We start from the raw sequence: 26,959 nt of genomic DNA on the forward strand, positions 1-26,959 counted from the left end.
GCGTGGCCATCGTCAGTGGCGGCCTGGCCACGCAGGACGTCTCCACCGTGAGCCAGGACCACTCCCCGGCCATCGAACCGTTCCTCGCCGACCAGATCGAAGTGCTCAAGGGCCCCTCGACCCTGCTCTACGGCTCCGGCGCCATCGGCGGCGTGGTCAACGTGGTCGACGGCCGCATCGCCGAGACGCCTGTCGATGGCCTCAGCGGCCGCGCCGAAGTGCGCTTCGATGCCGGCGACAAGGACGGCAACACCGACATGTTCCGCCTCGATGCCGGCAACGGCTCGGGCCTGTCGATCCACGCCGATGGCGTGTATCGCAACCTCAACGACTACGACACCCCGAAGGGCCGCCAGCAGAACAGCTTCGTGGACGGCAAGTCCGGCGCGATCGGCGCCTCGATGTCCGGTGACTGGGGCTTCGTCGGCGCGTCGGTCTCGCGCTTCCGCGACACCTACGGCAACCCCGGCGAGCCGGGCGACATCGCCGCCGGCGAGCGCGGCGTGTGGCTGGACATGAAGCAGGACCGCTACGAACTGAAGGGCGGCCTCAACGATCCGTTCGGCGAAGGCAGCGGCCTGCGCTACAGCTTCGGCCATACCGATTACGAACACACCGAGTGGGAAGGCGACGAGCCGGGCACCACCTTCAACAAGCGCGCCAACGAAGGCCGCGTGGAGGCCTCGTTCGAATTCGGCGGCGGCTGGAAGACCGCCTTCGGCGTGCAGGGCAGCGATTCGACCTTCTCGGCCGTCGGCGAGGAAGCCTTCGTGCCGAAGACCGATACCCGCGCGATCGGCGTGTTCGGCGTGGCGCGCAACACCTGGGGCCGCTTCCAGGCCGACCTCGGCGCGCGCGTGGACCAGGTCAAGTACGAAACCGAGACCGGCCTGTCGCGCGATTTCCACCCGGGCAGCATCTCGCTCAGCGGCGGCTTCCGCCTCAACGAGCAGTGGCGCCTGACCGCCAACCTCGACCATGCCGAGCGCGCGCCGGCCGAGGAAGAGCTGTTCGCCGACGGCCCGCACATCGCCACGCTGTCCTATGAAATCGGCAACCCGGACCTGAAGAAGGAAGCGGCCAACCAGGTCGAGCTGGGCCTGAACTACCAGAACAGCTGGGTCGATGCGAAGGTGTCGGCGTATTACAACCGCTACAACGACTTCGTCTACCTCGCCGACACCGGCGGCCAGTGGTACTTCGACGAGGAAGACGAATACCTGCCGATCCGCCAGTGGTCGCAGGCAGACGCGATCTTCCACGGCTTCGAGGGCGAGGCCACCTTCCACCTGGCCAACAACGACACCGGCGCCTGGGACCTGCGCGTGTTCGGCGACACCGTGCGCGCACGCCTGGACGAAGGCGGCAACCTGCCGCGCATCGCGCCCTCGCGCTTCGGCGCGCAGTTCCGCTGGGAGGCCGAACGCTGGCGCGCCTCGCTGGGCGCCACCCGCTACGACAAGCAGGACAAGGTGGCCGAAGGCGAGACCCCGACCGATGGCTACACCATGGTCGATGCGCACGTCGCCTACCACGTCGACAGCGGCAGCACCGCGTGGGAAGTGTTCCTGGACGGCAACAACCTCACCAACCAGGATGCGCGCGTGCACACCTCGTTCCTCAAGGATGACGTGATGCTGCCGGGCCGCAACGCGAGCTTCGGCGTGCGCTTGTTCTTCTGACGCGTCCCTCTCTCCGCGCGTCGGACGGCCGCCCTTCGGGGCGGCCGTTTTGTGTGTGACTCAGTGCAGGTGCAGGCCCAGCCGCCGCCGCGCATGCGTGGGCGGGCAGGCCACCCGCAGCGCGACGATGCCGCTGCCCAACGCGGCCAACCCGCCGATGAAGAAGATCAGCGCGATGCCGGGCGCGCCCAGGCCTTCGCCGCCTTCCAGCGCGCAGCCTTCATCCAGGGCGGCGCCATTGGCGGCGCGCAGCAGGCAGGTTTCGGCGCCGGCGGCCAGCGTGGCCGGCGGGTGCGCCACCAGCAGCGCGCCGACCAGCAACACCAGGCCGGCGGCGAACAGGGCAAGTCCGTGCTTCATGGCGCGACTCCATCCGAAGATCGGGGCGGAATCTGGCCAATCCCCCGTCCGCGGACAACCGGCACGCGACGAAACCGGGCAAAGCGGGTGCGGAACCGGCCGCGACCGTCCCGGAGCCGGCACGCTGTGGGCCGCCAGCCTCGGCTTTGCGCGGCCCACGCCAGCCTCTATCGTGCCGGGATGGACGCCCTCGCCCCTCGCCAAGCCGTCGCGCCCCGGGTTCATTGGGGCCTGCTCGCCACCGCCTCGGCCATGCTGATGTTGACCATGGGCGTGCGCCAGACCACCGGCCTGTTCGTGGAGCCGATCCATCGCGACACCGGCATCGGCATCGCCGCGATCAGCTTCGCGCTGGCGGTCGGCCAATTCGTGTGGGGCGCGGTGCAGCCGCTGTTCGGCGCGCTCGCCGACCAGCGCGGGCCGCTGCCGGTGCTGGCTGGCGGCGGCGTGCTGCTGGCCATCGGCCTGGGGGTGACGCCGTGGATCGCCAGCCCATGGGGCCTGGTATTCGGCCTGGGCCTGCTGGCCGCCGCCGGTGCGGGCGCGGGCAGCTTCTCGGTGTTGATCGGCGCCACCGCGCATCGTGTGCCGGCACAACGTCGTTCGTTCGCGGCCGGGCTGATCAATGCCGGCGGCTCGCTCGGGCAATTCGCCTTCGCGCCGCTGGTGCAATGGATGATCGGCGCGGCCGGCTGGGCGATGGCGATGACCTCATTGGCTATGCTCTCGCTGCTGACCCTGCCGCTGGCCTGGCCCCTGCGCGCGCGCCCACCGGCGCACGATGCACAGGCCGGCCCCGAAGGCGGGCTGCGCGCGCAGCTGCGCGTGGCCCTGCGCGACCGCAGCTACTGGTGCCTGCACCTGGGCTTCTTTACCTGCGGCCTGCACATCGCCTTCCTCGTGACCCACCTGCCGGGCGAGATCGCGCTGTGCGGCCTGCCGGCCAGCGTGTCGGCCGCGTCCATCGCATTGATCGGCCTGTTCAACGTCGCCGGCAGCCTGGTGGCCGGCAAGCTCGGCGAACGCTTCCGCATGAAGTGGCTGCTGTTCGCGATGTACGCCAGCCGCGCGGTGCTGATCGCGCTGTACCTGATGGCCCCGCCGACGCCGTGGACGTTCTACCTGTTCGCCGCCGCGCTGGGCTTCACCTGGCTGGCGACGGTGCCGCCGACCGCCGGGCTGATCGGCAAGCTGTTCGGCCCGCGCTACCTCGGCACCCTGTTCGGGCTCACGCTGCTCTCGCACCAGATCGGCGGCTTCTTCGGCGCGTGGCTCGGCGGCGTGGCGCTGGAGCATTTCGGCAACTACCAATGGATGTGGTACGCCGACATGGCGCTGGCCGCCGCCGCCGCGCTGGTGAACCTGCCGATCCGCGAGCGGCCGGTGCAGACCGCCGCGGCCGCCTGCCACTGAGGGTCAATCGCCCAGGCTATCGAGCCATCGCCCCATGACGCGCGCGGCCAGCGCCTGCTGCCGCGTGCCGAGTGCGGCCGCGTCGCGCTGCAGGCCGGCCGGGTCGATGCCCACGCTGGCCAGTTCGGCCGCGTGGCCGTGCGTCCATTCGTCGATGCGGCCCGGGTCGGCTTCGAAGTGGAACTGCAACGCCAGCCCGCGCGGGCTCCAGGCGAAGGCCTGCACCGGGCACGCCGGCGTGCTCGCCAGCGCAGTGAAGCCTTCCGGCAGCACGATCTCGTCGCCATGCCAGTGCAGCACCTGGTCCTGCACGGCGACGCCCGCCAGCGGCGAGTTCGCGACATCGGCCACCTGCAACCCGCCCCAGCCGATCTCCTTGCGCGCCATCGGCCGCACGCTGCCGCCCACCGCCAGCGCCATCATTTGCGCACCCAGGCAGATGCCCAGCGTGGGCAGGTCGCGTTCGCGGCGCTGGCGCAGGATCGCCACCTCGTCGCGCAGGTTGGCGTGGCCGGCGTAGTCGTCGGCGGTCATCGGGCCGCCGAGGACGACGAGCAGGTCGGCGCTGTCGCAGCCCATCGGCGTGGGCAGGTCCGCCGACGCGTCGTGGTAATGGATGTCGTAGCCCCGCTCGCGCAGCAGCGGGTCGAGCAGGCCGAGGTCTTCGAAGCGGAGGTGGCGGATCGCCCAGGCAGTCTTCATCGTGTCATCGCAAGGAAGCAGGGTTCGATGATTGGAAGCGCGACGCCGTTCGGTCAAGCGCGCAGCTGCGCCCGCTTCACTCACCCGGCCTTCATGCCGGCATCGCGTGCCACCCCGCCTACTGTGCCGACCTTGCCAGAAGGAACCTGCCCATGTCGCACCGGATCCGTCTCGCCCCCTGCCTCGCCCTGCTCGCTACCGTCGCGGCGGCGCTCGCCGCCCCGCGGGCCGATGCCTGCACGCGCGCGGTCTACCTGGGCGATAACGGCGATGTCATCACCGCCCGTTCGATGGACTGGAAGAACGACGTGGCCAGCAACCTGTGGATCTTCCCGCGCGGCATGCAGCGCAGCGGCGAAGGCGGCCCGAACACGCCGAAGTGGACCTCGAAGTACGGCAGCATCATCACCTCCGGCTACGACGTTTCCACTACCGATGGCGTCAACGAGGCGGGCCTGTCCGCGCAGCTGCTGTGGCTGGTGGAATCGCAATACCCGGCCTTCCGCAAGGACAAGCCGGCGCTGTCCATCGCGCTGTGGGCGCAGTACGTGCTCGACCAGTACGCGACCGTCGCCGAAGCGGTGGCCGCGCTGGAGAAGGAGCCGTTCTTCATCGTCACCGACAACGTGCCCGGCGAAGAACGACTCACCACGCTGCACCTGTCGATGTCCGATGCCACCGGCGACAGCGCCATCGTCGAATACATCGGCGGCAAGCAGGTCATCCACCATGGCCGCCAGTACCAGGTGATGACCAACTCGCCGATCTTCAACGAACAGCTGGCGCTCAACGCCTACTGGAAGGCGATCGGCGGCACCACGATGCTGCCCGGCACCAACCGCTCGGCGGACCGCTTCGCGCGTGCGTCGTTCTACATCAACGCCATCCCCAAGAGCGAGGACCCGGTGATCGCGTTGGCGAGCGTCTTCAGCGTGATCCGGAATGCCTCGGTGCCCTATGGCCTGAACACCGAGGAAGAACCGAACATCTCCTCCACGCGCTGGCGCACCGTGGTGGACCACAAGCGCAAGCTGTACTTCTTCGAATCGGCGCTCACGCCCAACACGTTCTGGGTGGATCTCAAGCGCGTGGATTTCTCCGCGCAGACCGGCAAGGTGCTCAAGCTGGACCTGGGCCCGAACCAGCGCAACGTATTCGCCGGGGAAAGCCTGGACCGCTTCGTTCCCTCGGAACCGTTCAAGTTCCTCGGCATCTAGAACGTCACTTCCACCGATTCGGCGCTGCGCCTGGCCGGCCCGTGGTAGACGGCCTCGATGTTGTTCCCGTCCGGGTCCAGCACGAACGCACCGTAGTAGCCGGGGTGGTAGGGCCGCTCGCCAGGCGCGCCGTTGTCGGTGCCACCTGCAGCCAGTGCGGCCTCGTAAAAGGCCTGCACCATCGCCTCGTCCCTGGCCTGGAAAGCGAGGTGGTGCCGGCCCGTCAGTTCGCCCAGCGCGGCCTCGGAGCCCGGCGTGGAGACGAACAGTTCGTCGGCCCAGAAGTAGTCGTCGGCTTCGCCGCCCAGCGGAATGCCGAGCACGTCGAAGACCGCGGTGTAGAAGCGCTTGCTGGCCGGGAGATCGCGCACGACGAGTTGCAGGTGGTCGATCAGCCGGCCGCGATGCAGGTGCTGGGTGTCCATGGCGAGGCTCGAAACGGAATGAGCTGCCTCGATAGCAGACCCGGGTTTCAGATCCAGTCAAATCCGCGCGGGCGCCATTGACGGATCGTTCGCCAGGGCCTAACTTCCACCCCGCACAGGTATCCATCGCTTCATCCCAATGAAGCGATGGATTTAATCGGGAATCCGGTGAAGGCTGGCCTGCCAGCCCATTCCGGAGCTGCCCCGCAGCGGTGAATGGAAACGACCCCCGCCATATGCACTGGGCTTTCGCGCCTGGGAAGCGGCGGGCATTAGGCCCCCATGCCGAACGGCATGGCCCGTCCATCAGCCCGAATACCGGCCTGCGCCGGCGGCCGCGTGCCGTCGTTTCGACCTGGCGCCCCGCGGGGGGCGGCGGGAGCCCGTGCCCGGCTGGTCCGCGCGCGGCCTTCCGCCCTGCCCGCGTGTTGCCGGTTCGCCCGCGGGGGCGAAGGTCGCTGGCGGCACGTCGCACGCGCGAGCGGGCGCGCACCGCGGTTCCTTCGTTCCTCACTGCCCATGCAATGAGGATCTTTCAATGACGATCGTGACCCACCCCGGCTTCCCGCGCATCGGCGCGCGGCGCGAGCTGAAACAAGCCCTGGAAAGCCACTGGCGTGGCGACACCGGGGCCGATGCCCTGCGCGAGCAGGCGCGCCAACTGCGTGCGCGCCACTGGCAACAGCAACGCGAGGCAGGCGTCGACGTCCCGCCGAGCAACGACTTCAGCCTCTACGACCACGTCCTCGATACCGCGTTCGCGTTCGACGCTATCCCCGCGCGCTATCGACCGTTGCTCGAACCCGACCCGCTGGCCGCGTACTTCGCCATGGCGCGCGGCCACCAGGCCGGCGGCATCGATGTGCACGCGCTGGAAATGACCAAGTGGTTCGACACCAACTACCACTACCTCGTGCCGGAACTGGCGGCCGGCCAGTCCTTCCAGCTGCGCTCGCGCAAGGCGGTGGAGGAATTCCGCGAGGCACAGGCGCTGGGTATCCAGACGCGACCGGTGCTGCTCGGGCCGGTGACTTTCCTGCAGTTGTCCAAGACCGTGGACGGCAGTGATCGCTGGGCGCTGCTCGACGCGCTGCTGCCGGTGTACGCGCAGCTGCTCGGCGAACTGCGCGCGGCGGGCGCAGAATGGGTGCAGCTGGACGAGCCGGCGCTGGTGCTCGACCTCGACGAAGCGGCACGCGAGGCCTACACCCGCGCCTATGCCTACCTGGCCGACGTCCCGCGGCCGAACGTGCTGCTCGCCACCTACTTCGGTGCGCTCGACGACAACCTCGCGCTGGCCGCCGCGTTGCCGGTCGATGGCCTGCACGTGGACCTGGTGCGCGGCCGCGCGCAACTCGACGCGGTGCTGCGTGCCCTGCCCGCCGGCCGCGTGCTCTCGGCCGGGCTGATCGACGGGCGCAGCATCTGGCGCGCGCGCCTGGATGAAGCCCTCACCCTCGCCCGCTACGCGCAAGGCCACGTGGGCGCCGACCGACTGTGGCTGTCGTCGTCCTGCTCGTTGCTGCATGTCCCGGTGGACCTGGCGCAGGAGAAGGCGCTCGACAGCGAGCTGCGCGGCTGGCTGGCCTTCGCCGTCCAGAAGCTGGAGGAACTGCGCACGCTGGCCGACGTGCTCGATGGCCAGGTGGATGCCGATGCCGCCCTGCGCCCGGTGCGCGCCGCGCAGGATGCGCGCCGGCAGTCACCGCGCGTGCACCGGCCGGAGGTCGCGCGCCGCGAGGCCGCGCTGGACGATGCCGCGAGCCGTCGCCTGAAGCCCTATGCCGAACGCGCGGTGCTCCAGCAGGACGTCCTCAAGCTGCCGCTGTATCCCACCACCACCATCGGCTCGTTCCCGCAGACCCACGAAGTGCGACAAGCACGCGCGCGCTTCCTGTCCGGCAAGCTGGGCACCGCGGACTACGACGCCTTCATCGCCGGGCAGATCGAGCACTGCGTGCGCTTCCAGGAGGAGATCGGCCTGGACGTGCTGGTGCACGGCGAGTTCGAACGCAACGACATGGTGGAATACTTCGGCGAGCGCCTGGACGGCTTCACCTTCACGCAGTACGGATGGGTGCAGAGCTACGGTTCGCGATGCGTGAAGCCGCCGATCATCTATGGCGACGTGGCACGCCCGGCGCCGATGACGGTGCGCTGGTCGCAGTACGCGCAATCGCTCACCACGCGGCCGATGAAGGGCATGCTGACCGGCCCGGTCACGGTGCTGCAGTGGTCGTTCGTGCGCGACGACCAGGAACGCGCGCGCACCTGCCGGCAGATCGCGCTGGCGCTGCGCGACGAAGTGCGCGACCTGGAAGCGGCCGGCATCGGGGTGATCCAGATCGATGAGCCGGCCCTGCGCGAAGGCTTGCCGCTGCGACGTGGCGAATGGCAGGCGTACCTCGACTGGGCGGTGGAGAGCTTCCGCATCGCCGCCAGCGGCGTGCGCGACGAAACGCAGATCCACACCCACATGTGCTACGCCGAGTTCAACGACATCATCGAGGCGGTGGCGGCACTGGATGCGGACGTGATCTCGATCGAGACGTCGCGCTCGCGGATGGAGCTGCTGGATGCCTTCGTGCGTTTCCGCTACCCGAACGCGATCGGCCCGGGTGTCTACGACATCCATTCACCGCGCGTGCCCTCGGTGGCCGACATCCTGGAACTGCTGCAGCGCGCGCGCGACGTGCTTGCGCCGGAGCAGTTGTGGGTGAACCCGGATTGCGGCCTGAAGACGCGCGGCTGGGCGGAAGTGGAGACGGCGTTGCGCGCGATGGTGCATGCGGCGCTGCGGTTGCGGGGGGAATCGCGGCAGGTGGCGTAACAACAAAAAGGGGCGCCTCTCGGCGCCCCTTCCCGCTTGAACTCAGCGGCTCACGCCGCCGACGCGCACTTCGCGCACAAGCCATGCACTTCCAGCGTCTGCGCCTGCGGCTGGAAGCCCAGCGCCTTGGCGCGGGCATCGAGCTGGGCGACCACCTCGCGGTCTTCCAGCTCCACCGCGCTGTGGCAGCGGTCGCAGATCAGGAACGGCACCGAGTGCTGGCTGCTGTTGGGGTGGTGGCAGGCGACGAACGCGTTGACCGATTCGAGCTTGTGCACGAACCCATTGGCCATCAGGAAGTCCAGCGCGCGATACACCGTGGGCGGTGCGTCGGCGCCGACGCTCTTGCCCTCGCGCACCCACTCCAGCAGCTCGTAGGCCTTCACCGGCTTGCCGGCATCGGCGATCAGCCGCAGCACGTTGCCGCGGATCGGCGTCAGGCGCAGCCCGCGCTCGGCGCAGGCACGCTCCACCGCGCCCACGAACGCATCGGCGCTGTGGACGTGGTGGTGCGGATCGGTGCAGGCGTGCTTGGTGGCGGGCATGGCGACCTCGGATCGGGACGGGCGGCGGTTCAAACCGCCGTACGTACCTTGATAAGCGCCGCGTCGATGCGTTTCAAGGCCTCGTCGTGCCCGGCCAGGTACACCGTCTGGGAAATATCCGGGCTGACCTGGGTGCCGGTGATGGCCACGCGCAGCGGCTGGGCCACCTTGCCCATGCCGATCTCCAGCGCCGCCGCGGCGTCGTGCAGGGCCTGGGAAACGCTTTCCACGCTCCAGGTGCCCACGTCGGCCAGCAGCTCGCGGGCCTTGGCCAGCGGGGCTTCGGCGGCCGGCTTGAGGTGCTTGGCCACCGCGTCGCCGTCGTAGTGCTCCAGCGGCTGGTACCAGACCGCCGCGCGCTCGGCCATTTCCTTCAGGGTCTGCACGCGGTCGCGCAGCGCCACCACCACGTCGGCGGCGGCCGGGCCGCGGCCCAGCGGCAGGTCGAGCTTGCGCAGCTGGTATTCCAGCTGGGGCGCGATCGTCGCCGGGTCGTCGGTCTTCAGGTAGTGCTGGTTGACCCAGCCGAGCTTGGCCATGTCCAGGCGCGCGGCCTTGGAATTGACGTCCTTCACGTCGAACAGGTCGATCAGCTCCTGGCGCGAGAACAGCTCCTGGTCGCCATGCGACCAGCCCAGGCGGGCCAGGTAGTTGATCAGCGCGTGCGGCAGGTAGCCGGCGTCCTTGTACTGCATCACGTCGGCCGCGCCGGTGCGCTTGGACAGCTTGGCGCCCTGCTCGTCGAGGATCATCGGCATGTGCGCGAACTTCGGCACCGGCGCGCCCAGCGCTTCGTAGATGTTGATCTGGCGCGGGGTGTTGTTGATGTGGTCATCGCCGCGGATCACCTCGGTGATGCCCATGTCCCAATCGTCCACCACCACGGCGAAGTTGTAGGTGGGGTAGCCGTCCGGGCGAAAGATCACCATGTCGTCGAGCTCGCTGTTGGCGATCTCGATGCGGCCCTTGATGAGGTCATCGAACGCGACCACGCCCTCGAGCGGGTTCTTGAAGCGGATGACGCGGTTGGCATCCTCGCGGAACGGCAGGTTCTGCTCGCGCGCGGCGCCGTTGTAGCGGGGCTTTTCCTGCTTGGCCATCGCGGCCTCGCGCATGGCGTCGAGCTCCTCGCGGGTCTCGTAGGCGTAATAGGCCTTGCCGTCGGCGATCAGCTGCTCGGCCACGGCCTGGTAGCGGGCCACGCGGTCGGTCTGGTAGATCGGGCCTTCGTCATAGTCCAGGCCGAGCCACTCCATCGCCTCGAGGATGGCATCGATGGCCGCCTGGGTGCTGCGTTCGCGGTCGGTGTCCTCGATGCGCAGCACGAACTCGCCACCACGGTGCCTGGCCTCCAGCCAGCAGTACAGCGCGGTGCGCGCACCGCCGATGTGCAGGTAGCCGGTGGGACTAGGGGCGAAACGGGTGCGGCAGCTCATGGAACGCTCGTACAGACGGGAATCGTCGCATTTTACCGGAGGGCCTCCCCTGCTGCCGGTGACACGCCCGTCATTGATGCAGAATTCGGCTTCGCATGAGAATGGCTCTCATCTAGCGTCGTGGCGTTCCCTCCCCTGGAGTTCGCCATGTCCCTCCTTCCTCCCCGCCCCTGCCCACGCGCCGCGCTGGCGCTGTGCCTGGCCAGCCCCCTCCTCGCCAGCGCCGCGCCGCCCGCCACCACCGAATTGCCTGCCGTGCGCGTGGATGCGCGTGCGGAAGGCTTCCCGCCCGCGGGGCCGGTGATCGCGACCAAATCCGACCTGCCGCTCGCACGCACCCCGCTCTCGATCGATGTCCTCGGCCGCGGCCTGCTCGACAGCCAGCAGGTCCACAGCCTGGGCGAAGCCCTGCAGAACAGCGCCGGCGTCGTGGCGGACGTCATGGGACGCCGCGGCTGGGACGATTTCATCATCCGCGGCCAGACCGCCACGTCCTCGGTGTTCGTCGACGGCCTGCGCAGCGCGGCCACCAACCGCATGGCCGAACAGACCTACGCGCTGGAACAGGTCGAAGTGCTGAAGGGTCCGGCCTCCCTGTTGTACGGCGACGTGCAGCCGGGCGGCATGCTCAACCTGGTCAGCAAGCGCCCGCGTGCCGTGCCCGGCGGCAGCGCCGAACTGGCGATCGGCGGCTATGGCCTGCGCCAGCTGGCCGCCGACATCGGGCAACCGTTCGGCGCGGGCCGCGCGGCGGTGCGCGTGACGGCCCTGGCGATGAATCGCGACGACCCCACCGACCACGTCTGGGCGCGCGAGCGCTTCATCGCGCCGACGCTGTCGCTCGACTTCGGCCACGCCACCGACTTCGTGCTGCTGACCAGTTACCAGCAACGCCGATACATCCGCCAGCAGGGCCTGCCGTTGCGCGGCGCGGTGTTCCCCAACCCGAACGGCCCCCTGCGCCGCACGCTGTTCACCGGCGAGCCGACGCAGGCACCCTATGACGGCGACCAGGCCCGGGTGGGCTGGCAGCTCGACCACGCCTTCGCCAACGGCTGGCGCCTGCACCAGGGCCTGCGCTGGCAATCCACGGCGCTGGATGGCGACTTCGTGACCAGCGAGGGACTGCTGGCCGACGCCCGCACCCTTCGACGCGGCGCGAGACGCCAGCACTGGGGCAGCCGAACCTGGGTGCAGGACACCTACCTCTCGCGCCTGTTCGGCAACGCGCGTTTCTCGCAGGCACTCACCATCGGCCTGGACGCCTTCCGCACGTGGGAATGGCTATCGCAGGAAGCCTGCCGGCCGGGCCGGCTCGATGTGTACGCGCCGGTCTACACCGGCCTGCCCTGCGCGCAGGCCCGCATCACCGACACCTTCTCCAGGGTGACGTCGGGCGGCCTCTACCTGCGCGACGCACTGCAATGGGGTGAGCGCTGGCAATTGCTGCTGGGCCTGCGCCACGACCGCAGCCGCACCGAAAGCGAAGACCGCCTGCGGGGACGCCGGCAACGCAACAACCACAGCGCCAATACCGGCTCGGCCGCGCTGATGTACGAAGTCTTGCCCGGCCTGCGGCCCTACCTTTCCTTCGCCACGTCCTTCACGCCGAATGCGGGCGTCGATGCGTTCGGCTCGGCGTTCGCGCCGGAGCAAGGCCGCCAGGTGGAGCTGGGCGCGAAATACGCGCTGGGCGACAAGGCGCTGCTCACCGCCGCGCTGTACGACCTGCGCCGACGCAACGTGCTGCAGAACGATCCCCGCCACGAGGGCTTCCAGACCACCAGCGGCGAGCAACGCAGCCGCGGCGGTGAAATCTCGCTGCAGGCGGACCTGGCCGACGGGCTGTCGGCGAATTTCGCCTATGCCTACACCGATGCCTGGAACCCTGACGCAGGCAAGCCGCTGCCGAACGTCCCGCGCAACAGCGGCTCGCTGTGGCTTCGCCACGACGCGAAGGCCGACAACGCCGGCTTCTACGTGGGTGCGGGTGCACGGGCCGCCAGCGCGCGCAGCGGCTACGGCTATCGCATGCCCGGCTATCTGGTGCTGGACGCGGGCGTCGGCTGGCGTGGCCAAGGCTGGGACCTGGCGCTCAACGCGCGCAACCTGCTGGACCGCGATTACTACAGCGGCGGCCTCGAACGCGCGGTGGCCGTGGGCGATCCGCGCACCTGGTCGCTACGCCTGCGCTACGACTACTGAGCCGCGTCCAGATCGCTCACCACGGCGCGTGCCAGCTGCGGATCCAGCTGGCCGTGCCAATCGCGATCCACCGCCACCTGCGCGCGCACCCGGCTCGCCTCGAGCGCGGCGAAATCCAGCTCGGCCATCGCCCATGCCTCGTCCCCGACGGTGCGCGCCATGATGCCGTCGGCCGGCAAGCCGACGTCCATGGGTGCGTAGATCGCCGCCTCGCCGGTGTTCACGTCCAGCGCCGGGCTCCACTGTGCGAGGCCAGCCGTCACCGACTGCGCCACGAACAGCCGGTTCTCCAGCGCACGCGCCATGCAGCCCACCTGCACCCGCGTCGCCCCGGCGGGGGTGTCGGTGCAGCTGGGCACCACGAGCAGGCGCGCGCCTGCTTCCTGCTGCGCGCGTACCGGCAGCGGGAACTCGCTGTCGTAGCAGATCGCGATGCCCGCCCGGATGCCCTCGGCTTCGAACACCTTCAGCGCATCGCCGCCCTCGATCACCCCGGTCTTCTTTTCGAAACCGGTCAGCTGCAGCTTGTCCTGCCAGCCCATCGCGCCTTCCGGCGTGAACCAGTAGCTGCGGTTGCGATAACGCCCCTCGCCGGTCGCCAGCAGGAAGCTGCCCGCCACCACATGCATGCGAAGGCCACGTGCCAGGCCGGCGTACAGCGCGAGGTAATCGGCGTGGCGCTGCTGGATCGCCGCCAGCGAGGCATGCAGGTCGGCAAACACCGGCAGGCCGAACGTGGCCGCCAGCTCCAGCGACAGATACTCCGGCAGCACCGCCACGCGCGCGCCGGCCGTGGCCGCCTCGCCGAGCAGCGCGGCCTGCTTGTCCGCGAACGCCTGGAAATCGGCCGGCTGCCCCACCGGATACTTGGCTACCGCGATCTTCATGCCTGCTTCTCCAGTGGCCGGGTCCAGAAGGTCAATGCATGCGCAACCTCGCCCTGGCCGATCTCGTTCCAGTGCAGCCGCAAGGTCAGGCCCGGCTGCCGCGTATAACCGCGCTTGTGCCAGAACGCATCGTTGGCGCGATGCCCCGCCGGCATGCGCGCATCGCCATGAGCCCGATCCACCGCGCAGAACGCAGTTAACGCGTGCCGCCCCAGCGCCCGCGCGTGTGCCTCGCGCGCATCGAAGAACGCATGGCCCAGGCCGAGCCCGCGATACGCCGGCAACAACACCGACTCGCCGAAATAGAACACCTCGGCGGGATCACGGCCCGCGTCGACGAACGGCTGGCGGAAATCCGGCGCGTCGTCGACAAGCGGCAGGCCGGTGGATGCACCGATCACCGCATCGCCATCGCGCGCCAGTACGAAAACGCTGTCCGGCGATTGCGCATACGCGGCCAGGTACTCGCGTTCGTAGGCGGCATCGCCTTCGTACAGATACGGCCAATCGCGGAAGACGGCGATGCGCAGGCGCGCGACGTCATCGAGGAACGGCGTGACGTCCGCGCCGCGCAGGACGGTGAGGGCAGGCATCTCAGGCATGCGGTCATTCTATCGCGGCCTTCGCGCCACGCTGCCGCCGCCAGCGGATCGCGGCTTCATTACGATGCGCTCCCCGCCACCTGCTCCTGCCAGAACAGCCACGCCAACGCCCGGCCTGGATCCACCAGCACCGCCAGCGCGCCCCCCTCGCTCCGGCACCACAGGCCGCCACGTCCAGGCAGCGCCTGCCATCCGAGGTAGCGCGGCGCTTGGGCATCGCGACGCGTGGCCTTCGCCGCCTCCGGCAAGCGCGCCGCGCAAGCCTCGCTCAACCGCAGCCCCACCATCCCGCGCCTGCCGCCTCCCAGCGGCAGGCGCGAGAGCGGCGAGGTCGCCCAGCAACCGGGATCCCGCGGCGGCAACACCGCCACCGTCTCCAGCCCCGCCGGCAGCAGCCGGCGCACGCGGCGATGCAGGGCGATCAGCGCCGCGGCGCTCACCGCAGCTCCTCGTTCAACGCATACCAATCCAGCCGACGCGTCAGCCACATGATCCCGGCCAGGATGCCGAACAGCAGCAGCGAGCCCATCAACAGCGCATTGTCTTCCGAGACCAGCAGCGTGTAGAGCACGCCATACAGCGCCGTGAGCATCAACGCGAAGCCGGCGGCCAGCGCGCGGCTGCGCATCACGCCGGCCAGGTAGAAGAACTGCAAGCCGATGCACGCCAGCGCCGATGCCGCGTACGCCTGCCAGAACGCGATGTGCTCGGAGAGGCTGAACAGCAGCAGGAAGAAGATCGCCAGCGCCAGTCCGACCAGCAGGTACTGCACGGGATGGATCTTCAGCTTGCGGATCAGCTCCAGCAGCACGAATCCGGTGAAGGTGAGCAGCACGAACAGCAAGCCGTACTTGCTGGCGCGATCGGAGAGCGTGTAGACGTCGACCGGATCGACCAGATCCACCGACAGCGCGTCGGGCGCCTGCCCCGCGCGCAGCTGCCCCTGCGCGCCACTCGCCAGTGCGGAGAGCGACCAGCTGGCCTGGAAACCCCCGGCGTCGATGCGGCGCTCGTTGGGCAGGAACTGCCCGCCGAACAGCGGATGCGGCCACGGGGAATCCAGCTTGACCTCGGTGCTGTCACCCACCGGCACCACCGACAGCGAGCGCGTGCCGTCCACGCGCATCGCCAGCGCCACCTTGCCCAGCGCTGGCAACGTGCCGGCGGCGGGGTCGGCCAAGGCGGGGAGGTCGGCGCGCAAGACGCGCGGCAGCCCGGCACTGCCCGCCTCCACCGCCAGCGGCTGGCCATCGGCGGTCAGCACCGGCACGCCCACCAGGCCCCGCGCGTCCGTCAGCCCGATGCCCAGGTAGGGCCGGCCATACAGGCGCCCCTCGACCGCCGGGTACACCATCGGCGCGAACTTCGCCTGCACGTTCGACTGCCAGGTGTAGACCTGCACCTTGAACAAGCCGATGCGCCGCTCGGACGGCAACAGCGTGCCCTCCACCGTCAAGCGCTGCGGCGCCTGCATCAGCACGCCGCTTTCGGTATGGCGTTCCAGCCGGCTTTCGCCATCGGCGTCGCGCACCTTGACCTCGACATCGCGCGTCCACGGCACGTAGCGCACCGGCCCCACGAATGTCTGCTCGCCCGCGCGGCTCTGCGCCACGCGCTGCACGGCCTCGTCGCGGTAGCCGGTGCGGTCGTTGATGACCGCGCGGATCAGCAGCAGCGGAATCAACAGCAGCAGGACCAGCCCGCCGAGCACGGCGAACCGCAACAACAGTTTCATCGACTTCATCGCACACCCCATGTGGAAGAAGGGCGCAGCGTCGCGCCCCGGCGTGGGCGGTGTGCGGAGCGAATTTGAAGTGGGCGTGAAGTGGCGCGCTCAGCGCGCGGCCGGCGGCAACACCAGTGCCGCGCGCGCGCCGCCCTCGGGCCGGTTGTCCAGCCGCGCCTGCCCGCCATGCAGGCGCGCCACCTCGGCCACGAACGGCAGGCCGAGCCCGGAGCTGCGCGGCGCATCCGGGCGCGGCAACGAGTAGAAGCGCTCGAACACCCGCTCGCGGGCGTAATCCGGCACGCCGGGGCCGGCATCGTCCACCTGCACGTGCAGGCGGCCCTCGCGCAGCGTGGCGCCGAGCACGACGGTACCGCCGGCCGGCGAGAACGCCAGCGCGTTGTCCAGCAGATTGACCAGCGCGCGGTGCAGGAGGAAGGCATCGCCCTCCAGCGCGGGCAGCGGCGCGTTCGCCTCCAGCCGCAACGACACCCCGCGCGCCTGCGCGGCGGGCGCCACTTCATCCAGCGCCTGTTGCAGCAGCCCGGCCACGTCCACCGGCCCGCGCTTCTGCAACCAGCCGTGCTGTTCCACCTCGGCCAGCGCGAGCAGCTTGTCGATGGTTTCGGTGAGCCGGCGCTCCTGCGCCTGGATATGCCCGACGAAACGCTGCCGGTCGTCCTCCGGCAAGGGCTCCTGCAACAGCTCGGCCGCGCCGCGGATCGCCGCCAGCGGGCTCTTCATCTCGTGCGTGAGCGATTGCACGTACTGCTCGACATAGGCCTTGCCTTCGAGCTTGCGGCGCATCTGCTCCAGCGCCTGGCCGAGGTCGCCGATCTCGTCGCGGCGCGGCGGCGGCGGCGCGACCGGTTCACCGGCGCTCACCGCCCTGGCGTAGCGCTGCAGCCGGCCGATGCCGTGCACCAGCCACCAGGTCGCCAGCAGGCCGATCAGTGCGGAGATCGCCACCAACCACGCGCCCTGGCGCAGGATGCTGCGCTGGCTGGCGACGATGAAAGGCTCGATGCTGCGGTTCGGCTGGGCGAGCGTGAGCACGCCGATCAGCCGCGCGGGGTCGGCGGGGTCGTGGATGGGCGCGGCGACATGCATCACCGAGGGGCTGTCCGGGTTGGCGGGGTCTTCCGGGCTGGAACGCGCGCCGTACTCGCCGCGCAGCGTGCGGTAGACGTCGTTCCAGCGCGAATTGTCGCGGCCCATGTCGCGGCCGCTGGAATCGAACACCACGATGCCGCGCGCATCCGTCACCACCACGCGGTAATCGACGTGGTGCTTGGGAAAGCGCCACACCATCGCATCCGGGTCGCGCCGCATCGCGCGCGCCAGCTGTGCCGCGAACGGCCCCTCGGCGAGATGGCCGGCGGCCAGGTCCGGCGCGGCCATCTCGGCAAGCAGGTTGGCGCTGTCCACCAGCGTGGCTTCGATGGCCTGGCGCACGCCCGGCTTCACCTCGTTGACGAACACGCGCATGACGAAGAACGCCGCCACGCCGGCGATCAGGAAGAACCCCAGGAACAGCTTCAGCCCCAGCCGCATGCCGTGGCCCCCTCAGGCGTCGAGCGCGTAGCCGAGGCCGCGATGGGTGCGGATCGGGTCGTCGGTGGCGCCGGCGGCGCGCAGCTTGGCGCGCAGCGTCTTGACGTGGGTATCGACCGTGCGGTCGGCGCTGTCGGCCTCGGCATCCCAGGCGCGGTCCATCAGCTGGGCGCGGCTGAGGATGGCGCCGGGGCGCTGCAGCAACGCGGCCAACAGGTGGTATTCGTAGCGGGTGAGCGGCAGCAGGCGGTCGCGGTAACGGATGCGGCAGCCCTCGCGGTCGATGGCGAAATCGCCATGGCGGCGCCAGCCGGCGTCCGGCTCGGCCTGCGGATCCGCCTGCGCCGGCAGGTGGCGGCGCAGGCGCGCACGCACGCGCGCGACCAGTTCGCGCGGCGAGAACGGCTTGGCGACGTAGTCGTCCGCGCCGAGCTCCAGGCCGAGCACGCGGTCGATCTCCTCGTTGCGCGCGGTGAGGAACACCACCGGCACCGCGCTGAAGCCGCGCAGGCTGCGGCACACCTCGAAGCCGTCCACGTCCGGCAGGCCGACGTCGAGCAGCACCAGGTCGGCCGGCGCCTCGCGCTGGCGCGCCAGCGCCTGCCGGCCCAGCGCGCAGTGCTCCACCGCATAGCCCTCGCTGCGCAGCGCATAGAGCACGGTATCGGCGATGGCGGGTTCGTCCTCGACGACGAGGATGCGGGCGGCGGCGGACATGGCGCGCAGCATAGCGGCAGCGCGAGGCCCGCGCCGACCCCGCTGTGCACGCGGATTCACTACACTCCCCGCCCATGAACTACCGCCACGCCTTCCATGCCGGCAACCATGCCGACGTGCTCAAGCACATCGTCCTGCTCGCGCTGGTCGATGCCCTGCACCGCAAGGACACGCCCTGCTTCGTCCTCGACACCCATGCGGGCCGTGGCCGCTACCTGCTGGGCAGCGGCGACAGCCAGCGCACCCTGGAGGCCGAGGACGGCGTGATGCGGCTGATGGGCGCCCCCAAGCTGCCCGAGGTGGTGGAGCGCTACCTGCGCGCCGTGCAGGCCGACAACCCGGTCGGCGCACTGGTCACCTACCCCGGCTCGCCGCTGCTGGCCGCCCAGGCGCTGCGCGCGCACGACCGCATGGCCTGCTGCGAGGTGCAGCCGGAGGAGGTCGCCGAGCTCAAGGCGCTGTTCGCCCATGACAGCCGCGTGCGCGTGCATGCCGGCGACGGCTATGCGGCCGTGCGCGCCTTCCTGCCGCCCAAGGACGGCACGACCAAGATCGGCCGCGGCCTGGTGTTGATCGACCCGCCCTACGAGGCCCAGGACGCCGAATACCCGCAGATCATCGCCGCCGTGCGCGAGGCACTGACCCGCTGGCCGCAGGCGATGTGCGCGGTGTGGTACCCGATCAAGCAGCGCCGCAGCCTGCAGCCGTTCTTCCGCAAGGCGGCCGCCCTGCCAGGCAAGTCGGTGCTGGTGGCCGAGCTGATGGTGCGCCCGGACGATTCCCCGCTGCGGCTCAACGGCAGCGGCATGTTGCTGGTCAATGCCCCCTGGCAGTTCGACCACGTCCTGGCCCCGGCCCTGCCGGCGCTGCGCACCCACCTGGGCGAAACCGGGGCCACCACCCGGCTGGAGTGGCTCAAGGCCGCCGACTGAACACGTCACGGGGGGCTCACGCCCTGTGAAGGTAGAGTGACGCCGCTTGCCCCCGGTGCCCCCGCGCCGTCGGCCCCCCGCAGTTCAGCCAGTCCCCTGTCGACCCGAAGGAACCTAGGTCATGGCTATCCGCAATCGCATGCCGCCGTGGCATGAAAACTTCAACCTGCCCAACGGGCGCGCAGTGCTGCTGCGCCCGGTGCGGCCGGAAGACGGCCCGCCGTTGCAGGGCGCTTTCAGCCTGCTCGGGCCGGACGAAATTCGTGCCCGGCTGCTCGGCCCCGGGGACGAGATCACCCCGGAAATGCTGCAGAAGCTCACCCACCCCAATCCCAAGAGCGAGATCGTGCTGGTCGCCGCCGAGCAACTGCCGCCCGGCGAGGCGGTGGTGGGCGCGGTGGCGCGGGCCGGCATCGTGCCGGGCACGCGCGAGGCCGAGTACACGATCCTGGTGAGCCATTTCGTGGCTGGCCAGGGCCTGGGCCGGCAACTGATGCGCAAGCTGGTCAAGTGGGCGCGCCGCAAGTACCTGGACCGCCTGTACGGCGACGTGCTCAAGGCCAATGAGCCGATGGTGGAGCTGGCCGGCTCGCTGGGTTTCAAGCCGCAGCCGCACCCGACCTCGCCGGAGCTGCTGCGCATGGTGCTGGAGCTGGAGGGATAGGCCACCGCGCCCATCCCCACGCCCTCATGAACAGGCCGGGGTAAAATCCCCGGCACATGCCGTCTTCCGACCGACTCCCCGCTCCGCCGCTGCCCCGTGCCGGGCAGCTCCGCGCCTACTGGCGCAATCCCGCTTCGGCCACCGCGCTGGCGTGGTACGTGGCGCGCGCCGCGCAGGCGCATGACGGCCCGCTGCTGGTCGTCACGCGCGACAACCACGGCGCCCACCAGCTCGAATCGGACCTGCTCGCCCTGCTCGGCGAGCGCGCCACGCTGCCGGTGCTGCCGTTCCCCGATTGGGAAACGCTGCCCTACGACCAGTTCAGCCCGCACCCGGACATCATCAGCCAGCGCCTGTCCGCGCTGCACCGCCTGCCCACGCTGGGCCAGGGCGTGGTGGTGGTGCCGGTGCAGACCTTGATGCAGCGGCTGGCGCCGCTGAAGTACATCGTCGGCGGCAGCTTCGACCTGAAGGTCGGCCAGCGCCTGGACCTGGAGGCGGAGAAGCGCCGGCTGGAAAGCGCCGGCTACCGCAACGTGCCGCAGGTGATGGACCCTGGCGACTTCGCCGTGCGCGGCGGCCTGCTCGACGTCTACCCGATGGGTGCCGACGCGCCGCTGCGCATCGAGTTGCTGGACGAGGACATCGATTCGATCCGCGAATTCGACCCGGAATCGCAGCGCTCGCTGGACAAGGTGTCCGCGGTGAAGATGCTGCCCGGCCGCGAAGTGCCGCTGGACGATGCCAGCGTGGAGCGCGTGCTGGCCCAGCTGCGCGAGCGCTTCGACGTCGACACCCGCCGCAGCGCGCTGTACCAGGACCTCAAGGCCGGCCTGGCGCCGTCGGGCATCGAGTACTACCTGCCGATGTTCTTCGACCAGACCGCCACGCTGTTCGATTACCTCGGCCCGCGCACGCTGCCGCTGATCGCGCCGGGCGTGTCCAACGCCGCCGACGCGTTCTGGACCCAGACCCAGCAGCGCTACGAACAGCGCCGCCACGACGTCGAACGCCCGCTGCTGGCGCCCGACGCGCTGTACCAGACGCCCGACCAATTGCGCGAACGGCTCAACGCCGCCGCGCGCATCGAAGTCTGGCCGGCCGACCACGCGCGCCTCGCCGAGGCCAGCGCGCTCGGCGACCAGCCGCTGCCGCCGCTGCCGGTGGCGGCCAAGGACGCCCCGGCCGGCGAGGCGCTGAAATCCTTCCTCTCGCACTACCCCGGCCGCGTGCTGGTGGCCGCCGATTCGCCCGGCCGCCGCGAAGCGCTGCTGGAAGTGCTCGCCGCCGCCGCTCTGCAGCCGAAGGTGGTGCCGGACCTGCCGGCCTTCCTGGCCGACGACGCGGCGAAGTTCGCCATCGCCGTATCGCCGCTGGAGGATGGCTTCGCGCTGGATGCGCCGCGCATCGCCGTGCTCACCGAGCGCCAGCTGTTCCCCGAACGCGCCACCCAGCCACGCCGCGCGCGCCGCGCCGGCCGCGAGCCGGAAGCGATCATCCGCGACCTCGGCGAACTCACCGAAGGCGCGCCGATCGTCCACGAGGACCACGGCGTGGGCCGCTATCGCGGGCTGATCGCCATGGACGTGGGCGGCATGCCGGGCGAGTTCCTGGAAATCGAATACGCCAAGGGTGACCGGCTGTACGTGCCGGTCGCGCAGCTGCACCTGATCAGCCGCTACTCCGGCGCCTCGCCGGAAACCGCGCCGCTGCATTCGCTGGGCGGCGAGCAGTGGACGAAGGCCAAGCGCAAGGCGGCCGAGAAGGTGCGCGACGTGGCCGCCGAACTGCTGGAGATCCAGGCGCGACGCCAGGCCCGCGCCGGCCTGGCGCTGCACGTGGACCGCGCGATGTACGAGCCGTTCGCGGCCGGCTTCCCGTTCGAGGAAACGCCGGACCAGCTCGCCGCCATCGAGGCCACGCTGCGCGATTTGCAATCCAGCCAGCCGATGGACCGCGTGGTCTGCGGCGACGTGGGCTTCGGCAAGACCGAAGTGGCGGTGCGCGCGGCGTTCGCCGCGGCCAGCGGCGGCAAGCAGGTCGCCGTGCTGGTGCCGACCACGCTGCTGGCCGAACAGCATTACCGCAACTTCCGCGACCGCTTCGCCGATTACCCGCTGAAGGTCGAAGTGCTCTCGCGCTTCAAGACCACCAAGGAGATCAAGGCCGAGCTGGAGAAGGTCACCGCCGGCACCATCGACGTGATCGTCGGCACCCACCGGCTGCTGCAGCCGGACGTGAAGTTCAAGGACCTGGGCCTGGTCATCGTCGACGAGGAGCAGCGTTTCGGCGTGCGCCAGAAGGAAGCGCTCAAGGCGATGCGCGCCAACGTGCACCTGCTGACGCTGACCGCCACGCCGATCCCGCGCACGCTCAACATGGCCATGGCCGGCCTGCGCGACCTGTCGATCATCGCCACCCCGCCGCCGAACCGGCTGGCGGTGCAGACCTTCATCACCCAGTGGGACAACGCGCTGCTGCGCGAGGCCTTCCAGCGCGAACTGGCGCGCGGTGGCCAGCTGTACTTCCTGCACAACGACGTGGAGAGCATCGTGCGCATGCAGCGCGATCTTTCCGAGCTGGTGCCGGAGGCGCGCATCGGCATCGCGCACGGGCAGATGCCCGAGCGCGAGCTGGAACGGGTGATGCTGGATTTCCAGAAGCAGCGCTTCAACGTGCTGCTGTCGACCACGATCATCGAATCGGGCATCGACATTCCCAACGCCAACACCATCATCATCAACCGCGCCGACCGCTTCGGCCTGGCGCAGCTGCACCAGCTGCGCGGCCGCGTGGGCCGCTCGCACCATCGCGCGTATGCCTACCTGGTGGTGCCGGACCGGCGCTCGATGACACCGGACGCGGAGAAGCGCCTGGAGGCCATCGCCTCGATGGACGAGCTCGGCGCCGGCTTCACCCTGGCCACGCACGACCTGGAAATCCGCGGCGCCGGCGAACTGCTCGGCGAGGACCAGAGCGGGCAGATGGCCGAGGTCGGCTTCAGCCTGTACACCGAGCTGCTGGAACGCGCGGTGCGCAGCATCCGCCAGGGCAAGCTGCCGGACCTGGACAGCGGCGAGGAAGCGCGCGGCGCCGAGGTCGAACTGCACGTGCCGGCGCTGATCCCGGAGGACTACCTGCCGGACGTGCACACCCGCCTGACGCTGTACAAGCGCATCTCCAGCGCGCGCGACAACGAGGCTCTGCGCGAGCTGCAGGTGGAGATGATCGACCGCTTCGGCCTGCTGCCGGATCCGGCGAAGAACCTCTTCGCGATCGCCGAGCTGAAGCTGCAGGCCAACGAGCTGGGGATCCGCAAGATCGAGCTGGGCGAGGCCGGCGGGCGGCTGGTGTTCGAGTCCAAGCCGAACATCGACCCGATGGCGGTGATCCAGATGATCCAGAAGCAGCCCAAGCTGTACATGATGGATGGCCCGGACAAGCTGCGCATCAAGCATCCGCTGCCGCAGGCGGAGGATCGGTTCCTGGCGGCGCGGGCGTTGCTGGCGACATTGCGGAAGGGCTGAGGCAAGGCGGGCGCGCCGTCGCCGACGCGCCCGTCCCGCGATCTCACGCGACATTTCCCGCCGGGGCCCGACACTGCGCCCACGCCCGACCGGAACCCGTCGCCCATGTACGAACCCCTCCCCTCCGCCGACCACATCGGGGCCTACCGCTTCACCGGCACGCTCGACCGCGCCGACTACGACGCCTGCATCGCCGACGTGGAAGCACGCCTGCAACGCCACGGCCGCATCGGCATCTACTGCGAGCTGGACGGCTTCACCGGCCTCACCCTGCCCGCGCTCGGCCGCGACCTGGAATACGCGTGGCGCAACTTCGGCCAGTACCACCGCTTCGCGCGCGTGGCCGTGGTCACCACGCCGGGCTTCGTGGCCGGCATGACGCAGTTCGCCAGCCACTTCCTCCCCAATACCGAGGTGAAGGTGTTCGCCCCGGACGCGCGCGTGATGGCGCAGAACTGGGTCACCGACTTCGACCCCGAGCAGGATTCGGCCGACGCCGACTGAGCTAGAGCTGCGATTCCACCGGCAGCCAGCCGATCACCTTCGCCGCCCCGCGCCGCCACGGGCTGGCGTCGGGCTCGCGGGTCCAGGTATGCGGCGGCTGCGCGGCATCGTCGTGCCAGCGCAGCGCGCCATCGACCAGCGCCAGGCGGTAACTCACCGCCGGCGCGGTCTTGCGGGCGTACAGCTGCTGCAGTTCGCGCGCCAGGTCGGGCTGCACGAACAGCAGGCCCATCTCGGTATTGAGGTTCATCGAGCGCGGGTCGAGGTTGAAGGAGCCGATGAAGCCGGTACGCCCATCCACCACGAACGCCTTGGTGTGCAGGCTAGCGCCGCTGGACCCGAACAGGCTGCCATCCGGCTTGCCCTGGGCCTTCAGCTCGTACAGCCCGATGCCCTGGCGCAGCAGCGGCGCGCGGTAGCCCGCATAACCGCCATGCACGGCCACCACGTCGTTGGCGGCCAGCGAATTGGTCAGCACGCCGACCTCCACGCCGCGCCGGCGCAGGTCGCGCAGCGCGCGCACGCCGGCATCGCCCGGCACGAAGTACGGCGAGATCAGCAGCAGCTGGTGCCGGGCCCGGGTCATGTCGTGGACCAGCACCGGGGTCAGCCATTCCGGCGAGGGCGGCGCGCCGGCGGCCTTCTCCGGCGGATCGGAAACGATGTGCGCCGCGCGCGACCAGTGGATCGTGCGCTGCCCGGTGACCAGGCTGCGCACGCTGGGCGACTGCGCCAGCTTGCGCAGGTAGGGTTGCGCGGACGGAGAAGCCAGCCCGGTACCGAGCGTCTTGCGCACGTCGCCCAGCGAGGCCTTCGGGTGCCGGACCAGCGCCGAGAGCGGCACCGCGTTGGGGCTGTTCCAGTAGGCATCGAACTGGCGCGAGGCCTCGCCCACCGCATCGCCGAGCACCGCCACGTCGGTGTCCATGAAATTGGTGTCGCGCGCGGCATCGAAATACTCGTCACCCACGTTGCGCCCGCCCACGATGGCCACGCGGCCATCCACGATCCACGCCTTGTTGTGCATGCGCCGGTTCACGCTGAGCCAGCGCAGCAGCATCTCCACGCCGCGCATGAAGCTGCCTTCGCGCGCCCGGGTGGGATTGAACATGCGCACTTCGATGCGTGGGTGGCTATCGAGCGCGGCGAGCACGTCGCGGCTGCCGTGCACGTTGAGGTCGTCGAGCAGCAGGCGCACGCGCACGCCGCGGTCGGCGGCGCGCAGCACTTCGTCGTAGAGCAGGTTGCCGGTGAAGTCCGGATGCCACATGTAGTACTGCAGGTCCAGGCTGCGCCCCGCGCTGCGCGCCAGGGTGGCCCGCGCGGCGAACGCATCGACGTTGTCCGACAGCAGCACCATGCCGGTCTGGCCGGGCTGGGCGTCGAGCAGCGGCGCGATGGCGCGGTCCACCGGCGTGGCCGCTGCTTCCACGGGCAGCGCCTGGCTGGCCGGCCCGCGCACGCGCTCGGCGAAGCGGCCATAGCTCCAGAGGGCGGCGAGCGAGGCCAGCACGAAGGCCAGCACGGCGATGACGATCCACTTCACGGTGCGTCGGGTCATGCGCCGATTCTAGACAAAGCCCGTCATGCACCGTGTCGTGCCCGTCGCGGCCACGGTGGCCCGCGCAAAAAAAAAAAGGCGCGGACCACACCACGTCCGCGCCGGAGGGGTTCGGGGGCCCGGCTCAGCCCGGCGGATTGACCACGATGTACTGCACCGTGGTGCCGGCGTACTGTGGCTGGTACCAGGTATTGCCGCACTGCTGGTAGGCGATGCCGTTGATCACCGTGCTCACGCAGCTCGGCGGCACCGAGTTGACGACCGAGCCGATCACCGCGGCGGTCACCATGGTGGTGGCGGTCACCGCCGCGGCAGTGGCGACCGGGTGGTCGTACCAGCCGTCATGCCAGTGGTTGTCCACGTCCACGTCGATGTCGCGATGCACATCGACATCGCGGTTGACGTTGCGGTTCACGTTGCGGTTGACGTTGTTGTTGTGGTTCACGTTGGCGGTGCGGTTGGCGTTGCCACCGCGGTTGATGTTCGCCGCGTTGCCGCGGTTGACGTTCGGCGCGCCGCCGCGATTGACGTGCTGCGCCTGCCCGCCGCGGTTCATGCCCCCGCCGCCGCGATTGACCGGCGGATGGTTGACCCCGGTATGCGCGACCGAGCGGGCCCGCGGCCCGGCATGCGCCGTCGTGCTGGCCAGCATCAGGCTGCCGAAACCCACCGCCATCGCGACGGCCAGGCAGAAGCGTACGTTGCGGCTGTTCATGGCTGCTCCTCCACCGCGGCGACATCGACTTCGATCAGCTCGATCTTCGCCGAGTCCTTCGGCGGCACGAACGCGAAGGTCGAATCCTTCAGCGCGGCATTCGTGTTCCAGGTGAGCGTGGTGGTGTACTGCGGCTGCGCCGGATCGGTGGTGGTGGTGATCACCAGCCGGCGCGGCAGCGGCTTGTCGCCGGTCTCCAGCCACAGCTGCCAGTCCACGCCGTCCTGGCGGAAGGCGTACTGCTCGGTGACGCTGCCGTCCACCCGGGCCGGGCCGACGAACGTGGCCGCCTTCAGGTCCGAGACCGGCGCATCGGCCGTGCCCCACAGGAACAGGTCGGGCAGCGGCAGCTCGATGCCGTACTGGTCGCGCGCCACCGCCATCAGGTCGTGCAGCGTGGGCGGTGCATCGACCGTGGCGTAGTACTTGTTCTTCGGGCCGTAGACGGTGAGCGTCTTGCCGTCGTAGAAGAGCTCGCGCTCCTTGCGGTCGGTCTTCCAGCTCAGGTGCATCCCGTTGGGCACGCGCACCTTGTATTCCACGGTGCCGGGAAACTGCAGCTTCTGGCCGTCCTCGGTCACCACGTCCAGCGTGGTGTCGCCGTGCACGGTGAAGTTCTTCAGGCTGCGCAGGTAGCGGCCCATCTTCTCCAGCGCGGCCACGGCCTGCGGGTCGACCGCCGGGGTGGCGGCCGCGGCAGGCGCCGGGGTGGCCGCGGGGGCCGGCTTGGGCGGCGCGGCGGCGGCGGCGGCGGC

At 70.0% G+C, this 26,959-nt stretch carries 23 protein-coding genes and 1 riboswitch; of the genes, 9 read left to right on the forward strand and 14 right to left on the reverse strand.

The features are described from left to right. On the forward strand, positions 1–1,682 hold a 1,682-nt coding region (locus ARC20_RS00005), incomplete at its 5' end, for a TonB-dependent receptor (RefSeq protein ID WP_057642422.1). A gap of 60 nt (positions 1,683–1,742) precedes the next feature. Here the strand turns inward: ARC20_RS00005 and ARC20_RS00010 are convergent. After that, positions 1,743–2,042 carry a hypothetical protein gene (locus ARC20_RS00010; RefSeq protein WP_057642424.1) on the reverse strand — a complete coding sequence of 100 codons (300 nt, stop codon included), beginning with the start codon at positions 2,040–2,042 and terminating at the stop codon, positions 1,743–1,745. Between the two features lie 252 nt (positions 2,043–2,294). Here ARC20_RS00010 and ARC20_RS00015 point away from each other — a divergent pair, with 252 nt between their 5' ends. Beyond that, positions 2,295–3,455 carry an MFS transporter gene (locus ARC20_RS00015; RefSeq protein WP_237642470.1) on the forward strand — a complete coding sequence of 387 codons (1,161 nt, stop codon included), beginning with the start codon at positions 2,295–2,297 and terminating at the stop codon, positions 3,453–3,455. Positions 3,456–3,458: 3 nt separating this feature from the next. Here ARC20_RS00015 and ARC20_RS00020 read toward each other — a convergent pair whose 3' ends face one another. After that, entirely contained in the window at positions 3,459–4,157 is a 699-nt protein-coding gene (locus ARC20_RS00020; RefSeq protein WP_057642430.1) for a glutamine amidotransferase-related protein, read from the reverse strand. A 152-nt stretch (positions 4,158–4,309) separates the two neighbouring features. Here ARC20_RS00020 and ARC20_RS00025 point away from each other — a divergent pair, with 152 nt between their 5' ends. Then, on the forward strand, positions 4,310–5,374 hold the full coding sequence (locus ARC20_RS00025) for a linear amide C-N hydrolase (protein WP_057642434.1): 1,065 nt from the start codon (positions 4,310–4,312) through the stop codon (positions 5,372–5,374). On the opposite strand, the gene ARC20_RS00030 is transcribed toward ARC20_RS00025, so the two are convergent. Then, complete coding sequence (locus ARC20_RS00030) at positions 5,371–5,799, reverse strand: VOC family protein (RefSeq protein ID WP_057642438.1); 429 nt, start codon at positions 5,797–5,799, stop codon at positions 5,371–5,373. The two genes, ARC20_RS00025 and ARC20_RS00030, sit on opposite strands and share 4 nt — an antisense overlap. 100 nt (positions 5,800–5,899) lie before the next feature. Continuing rightward, positions 5,900–6,140: riboswitch (cobalamin riboswitch) on the forward strand. A 197-nt stretch (positions 6,141–6,337) separates the two neighbouring features. On the opposite strand from ARC20_RS00030, the gene metE reads away from it, so the two are divergent. Further along, a complete protein-coding gene (gene metE / locus ARC20_RS00035; protein WP_057642440.1) occupies positions 6,338–8,629 on the forward strand; it encodes a 5-methyltetrahydropteroyltriglutamate--homocysteine S-methyltransferase in 2,292 nt (763 codons plus the stop codon). 50 nt (positions 8,630–8,679) lie between these two features. Here the strand turns inward: metE and ARC20_RS00040 are convergent, their stop codons facing one another. Both ARC20_RS00040 and gltX read right to left on the reverse strand, forming a co-directional pair. Continuing rightward, a complete protein-coding gene (locus ARC20_RS00040; protein ID WP_057642442.1) occupies positions 8,680–9,174 on the reverse strand; it encodes a Fur family transcriptional regulator in 495 nt (164 codons plus the stop codon). A 29-nt stretch (positions 9,175–9,203) separates the two neighbouring features. After that, a complete protein-coding gene (gene gltX, locus ARC20_RS00045) occupies positions 9,204–10,610 on the reverse strand; it encodes a glutamate--tRNA ligase (RefSeq protein ID WP_057642444.1) in 1,407 nt (468 codons plus the stop codon). A gap of 147 nt (positions 10,611–10,757) precedes the next feature. Between gltX and ARC20_RS00050 the strand changes: the two genes are divergently transcribed. Next, positions 10,758–12,815: a TonB-dependent siderophore receptor gene (locus tag ARC20_RS00050; RefSeq protein WP_057642446.1), complete on the forward strand. Its 2,058-nt coding sequence runs from the start codon at positions 10,758–10,760 to the stop codon at positions 12,813–12,815. On the opposite strand, the gene ARC20_RS00055 is transcribed toward ARC20_RS00050, so the two are convergent. The 6 genes from ARC20_RS00055 to creB form a co-directional block, all read right to left on the reverse strand. Next, positions 12,809–13,702, reverse strand: a complete 894-nt coding sequence (locus ARC20_RS00055) for a carbon-nitrogen hydrolase family protein (protein WP_057642448.1) — start codon at positions 13,700–13,702, stop codon at positions 12,809–12,811. The two genes, ARC20_RS00050 and ARC20_RS00055, sit on opposite strands and share 7 nt — an antisense overlap. After that, the gene (locus tag ARC20_RS00060) at positions 13,699–14,304 is read right to left on the reverse strand and encodes a GNAT family N-acetyltransferase (RefSeq protein WP_057642451.1); all 606 of its coding nucleotides are present in this window, start codon (positions 14,302–14,304) and stop codon (positions 13,699–13,701) included. The genes ARC20_RS00055 and ARC20_RS00060 overlap by 4 nt, the downstream gene beginning before the upstream one ends. Positions 14,305–14,363: 59 nt before the next feature. Continuing rightward, positions 14,364–14,744: a hypothetical protein gene (locus ARC20_RS00065; protein ID WP_057642454.1), complete on the reverse strand. Its 381-nt coding sequence runs from the start codon at positions 14,742–14,744 to the stop codon at positions 14,364–14,366. Further along, positions 14,741–16,048, reverse strand: a complete 1,308-nt coding sequence (gene creD, locus ARC20_RS00070) for a cell envelope integrity protein CreD (protein WP_057642457.1) — start codon at positions 16,046–16,048, stop codon at positions 14,741–14,743. Before creD ends, ARC20_RS00065 begins: the two co-directional genes overlap by 4 nt. A 90-nt stretch (positions 16,049–16,138) precedes the next feature. Beyond that, positions 16,139–17,584 carry a two-component system sensor histidine kinase CreC gene (creC, locus tag ARC20_RS00075; RefSeq protein WP_057642459.1) on the reverse strand — a complete coding sequence of 482 codons (1,446 nt, stop codon included), beginning with the start codon at positions 17,582–17,584 and terminating at the stop codon, positions 16,139–16,141. A 12-nt stretch (positions 17,585–17,596) separates the two neighbouring features. After that, a complete protein-coding gene (creB, locus tag ARC20_RS00080) occupies positions 17,597–18,313 on the reverse strand; it encodes a two-component system response regulator CreB (protein ID WP_081417950.1) in 717 nt (238 codons plus the stop codon). 62 nt (positions 18,314–18,375) lie between these two features. On the opposite strand from creB, the gene ARC20_RS00085 reads away from it, so the two are divergent. The 4 genes from ARC20_RS00085 to ARC20_RS00100 all read left to right on the forward strand — a co-directional run bounded on the left by ARC20_RS00085 (position 18,376) and on the right by ARC20_RS00100 (position 23,928). Continuing rightward, positions 18,376–19,233 carry a 23S rRNA (adenine(2030)-N(6))-methyltransferase RlmJ gene (locus ARC20_RS00085; protein ID WP_057642462.1) on the forward strand — a complete coding sequence of 286 codons (858 nt, stop codon included), beginning with the start codon at positions 18,376–18,378 and terminating at the stop codon, positions 19,231–19,233. Positions 19,234–19,354: 121 nt separating this feature from the next. Continuing rightward, positions 19,355–19,897 carry a GNAT family N-acetyltransferase gene (locus ARC20_RS00090; protein WP_057642465.1) on the forward strand — a complete coding sequence of 181 codons (543 nt, stop codon included), beginning with the start codon at positions 19,355–19,357 and terminating at the stop codon, positions 19,895–19,897. 56 nt (positions 19,898–19,953) lie between these two features. After that, positions 19,954–23,424 (forward strand): transcription-repair coupling factor, encoded by a 3,471-nt coding sequence (gene mfd / locus ARC20_RS00095; protein ID WP_057642468.1) that lies wholly within the window; start codon positions 19,954–19,956, stop codon positions 23,422–23,424. A 105-nt stretch (positions 23,425–23,529) separates the two neighbouring features. Then, positions 23,530–23,928 (forward strand): SpoIIAA family protein, encoded by a 399-nt coding sequence (locus tag ARC20_RS00100; RefSeq protein ID WP_057642471.1) that lies wholly within the window; start codon positions 23,530–23,532, stop codon positions 23,926–23,928. Between the two features lies 1 nt (position 23,929). On the opposite strand, the gene ARC20_RS00105 is transcribed toward ARC20_RS00100, so the two are convergent. From ARC20_RS00105 to ARC20_RS00115, 3 genes are all read right to left on the reverse strand, one after another. Continuing rightward, positions 23,930–25,489 (reverse strand): phospholipase D family protein, encoded by a 1,560-nt coding sequence (locus ARC20_RS00105; protein WP_057642474.1) that lies wholly within the window; start codon positions 25,487–25,489, stop codon positions 23,930–23,932. A 124-nt stretch (positions 25,490–25,613) separates the two neighbouring features. Beyond that, positions 25,614–26,204: a hypothetical protein gene (locus ARC20_RS00110; RefSeq protein WP_081417951.1), complete on the reverse strand. Its 591-nt coding sequence runs from the start codon at positions 26,202–26,204 to the stop codon at positions 25,614–25,616. Beyond that, the coding region (locus tag ARC20_RS00115) for a DUF2092 domain-containing protein (RefSeq protein ID WP_057642477.1) at positions 26,201–26,959 on the reverse strand (759 nt) is incomplete at its 5' end. The genes ARC20_RS00110 and ARC20_RS00115, both read right to left, overlap by 4 nt.

This window comes from Stenotrophomonas panacihumi, from assembly GCF_001431645.1.
Lineage (GTDB): Bacteria > Pseudomonadota > Gammaproteobacteria > Xanthomonadales > Xanthomonadaceae > Stenotrophomonas_A > Stenotrophomonas_A panacihumi.

Coding starts and splice junctions, on each gene's coding strand:
- ARC20_RS00085 (WP_057642462.1), top strand. CDS start 18,376: ATGAACTACCGCCACGCCTTCCATGCCGGCAACCATGCCGACGTGCTC.
- ARC20_RS00025 (WP_057642434.1), top strand. CDS start 4,310: ATGTCGCACCGGATCCGTCTCGCCCCCTGCCTCGCCCTGCTCGCTACC.
- gltX (WP_057642444.1), bottom strand. CDS start 10,610: ATGAGCTGCCGCACCCGTTTCGCCCCTAGTCCCACCGGCTACCTGCAC.
- ARC20_RS00100 (WP_057642471.1), top strand. CDS start 23,530: ATGTACGAACCCCTCCCCTCCGCCGACCACATCGGGGCCTACCGCTTC.
- ARC20_RS00105 (WP_057642474.1), bottom strand. CDS start 25,489: ATGACCCGACGCACCGTGAAGTGGATCGTCATCGCCGTGCTGGCCTTC.
- ARC20_RS00060 (WP_057642451.1), bottom strand. CDS start 14,304: ATGCCTGAGATGCCTGCCCTCACCGTCCTGCGCGGCGCGGACGTCACG.
- ARC20_RS00030 (WP_057642438.1), bottom strand. CDS start 5,799: ATGGACACCCAGCACCTGCATCGCGGCCGGCTGATCGACCACCTGCAA.
- ARC20_RS00090 (WP_057642465.1), top strand. CDS start 19,355: ATGGCTATCCGCAATCGCATGCCGCCGTGGCATGAAAACTTCAACCTG.
- creB (WP_081417950.1), bottom strand. CDS start 18,313: ATGCTGCGCGCCATGTCCGCCGCCGCCCGCATCCTCGTCGTCGAGGAC.
- ARC20_RS00040 (WP_057642442.1), bottom strand. CDS start 9,174: ATGCCCGCCACCAAGCACGCCTGCACCGATCCGCACCACCACGTCCAC.
- metE (WP_057642440.1), top strand. CDS start 6,338: ATGACGATCGTGACCCACCCCGGCTTCCCGCGCATCGGCGCGCGGCGC.
- mfd (WP_057642468.1), top strand. CDS start 19,954: ATGCCGTCTTCCGACCGACTCCCCGCTCCGCCGCTGCCCCGTGCCGGG.
- ARC20_RS00020 (WP_057642430.1), bottom strand. CDS start 4,157: ATGAAGACTGCCTGGGCGATCCGCCACCTCCGCTTCGAAGACCTCGGC.
- ARC20_RS00050 (WP_057642446.1), top strand. CDS start 10,758: ATGTCCCTCCTTCCTCCCCGCCCCTGCCCACGCGCCGCGCTGGCGCTG.
- ARC20_RS00010 (WP_057642424.1), bottom strand. CDS start 2,042: ATGAAGCACGGACTTGCCCTGTTCGCCGCCGGCCTGGTGTTGCTGGTC.
- ARC20_RS00015 (WP_237642470.1), top strand. CDS start 2,295: ATGCTGATGTTGACCATGGGCGTGCGCCAGACCACCGGCCTGTTCGTG.
- ARC20_RS00055 (WP_057642448.1), bottom strand. CDS start 13,702: ATGAAGATCGCGGTAGCCAAGTATCCGGTGGGGCAGCCGGCCGATTTC.
- ARC20_RS00110 (WP_081417951.1), bottom strand. CDS start 26,204: ATGAACAGCCGCAACGTACGCTTCTGCCTGGCCGTCGCGATGGCGGTG.
- creD (WP_057642457.1), bottom strand. CDS start 16,048: ATGAAGTCGATGAAACTGTTGTTGCGGTTCGCCGTGCTCGGCGGGCTG.
- creC (WP_057642459.1), bottom strand. CDS start 17,584: ATGCGGCTGGGGCTGAAGCTGTTCCTGGGGTTCTTCCTGATCGCCGGC.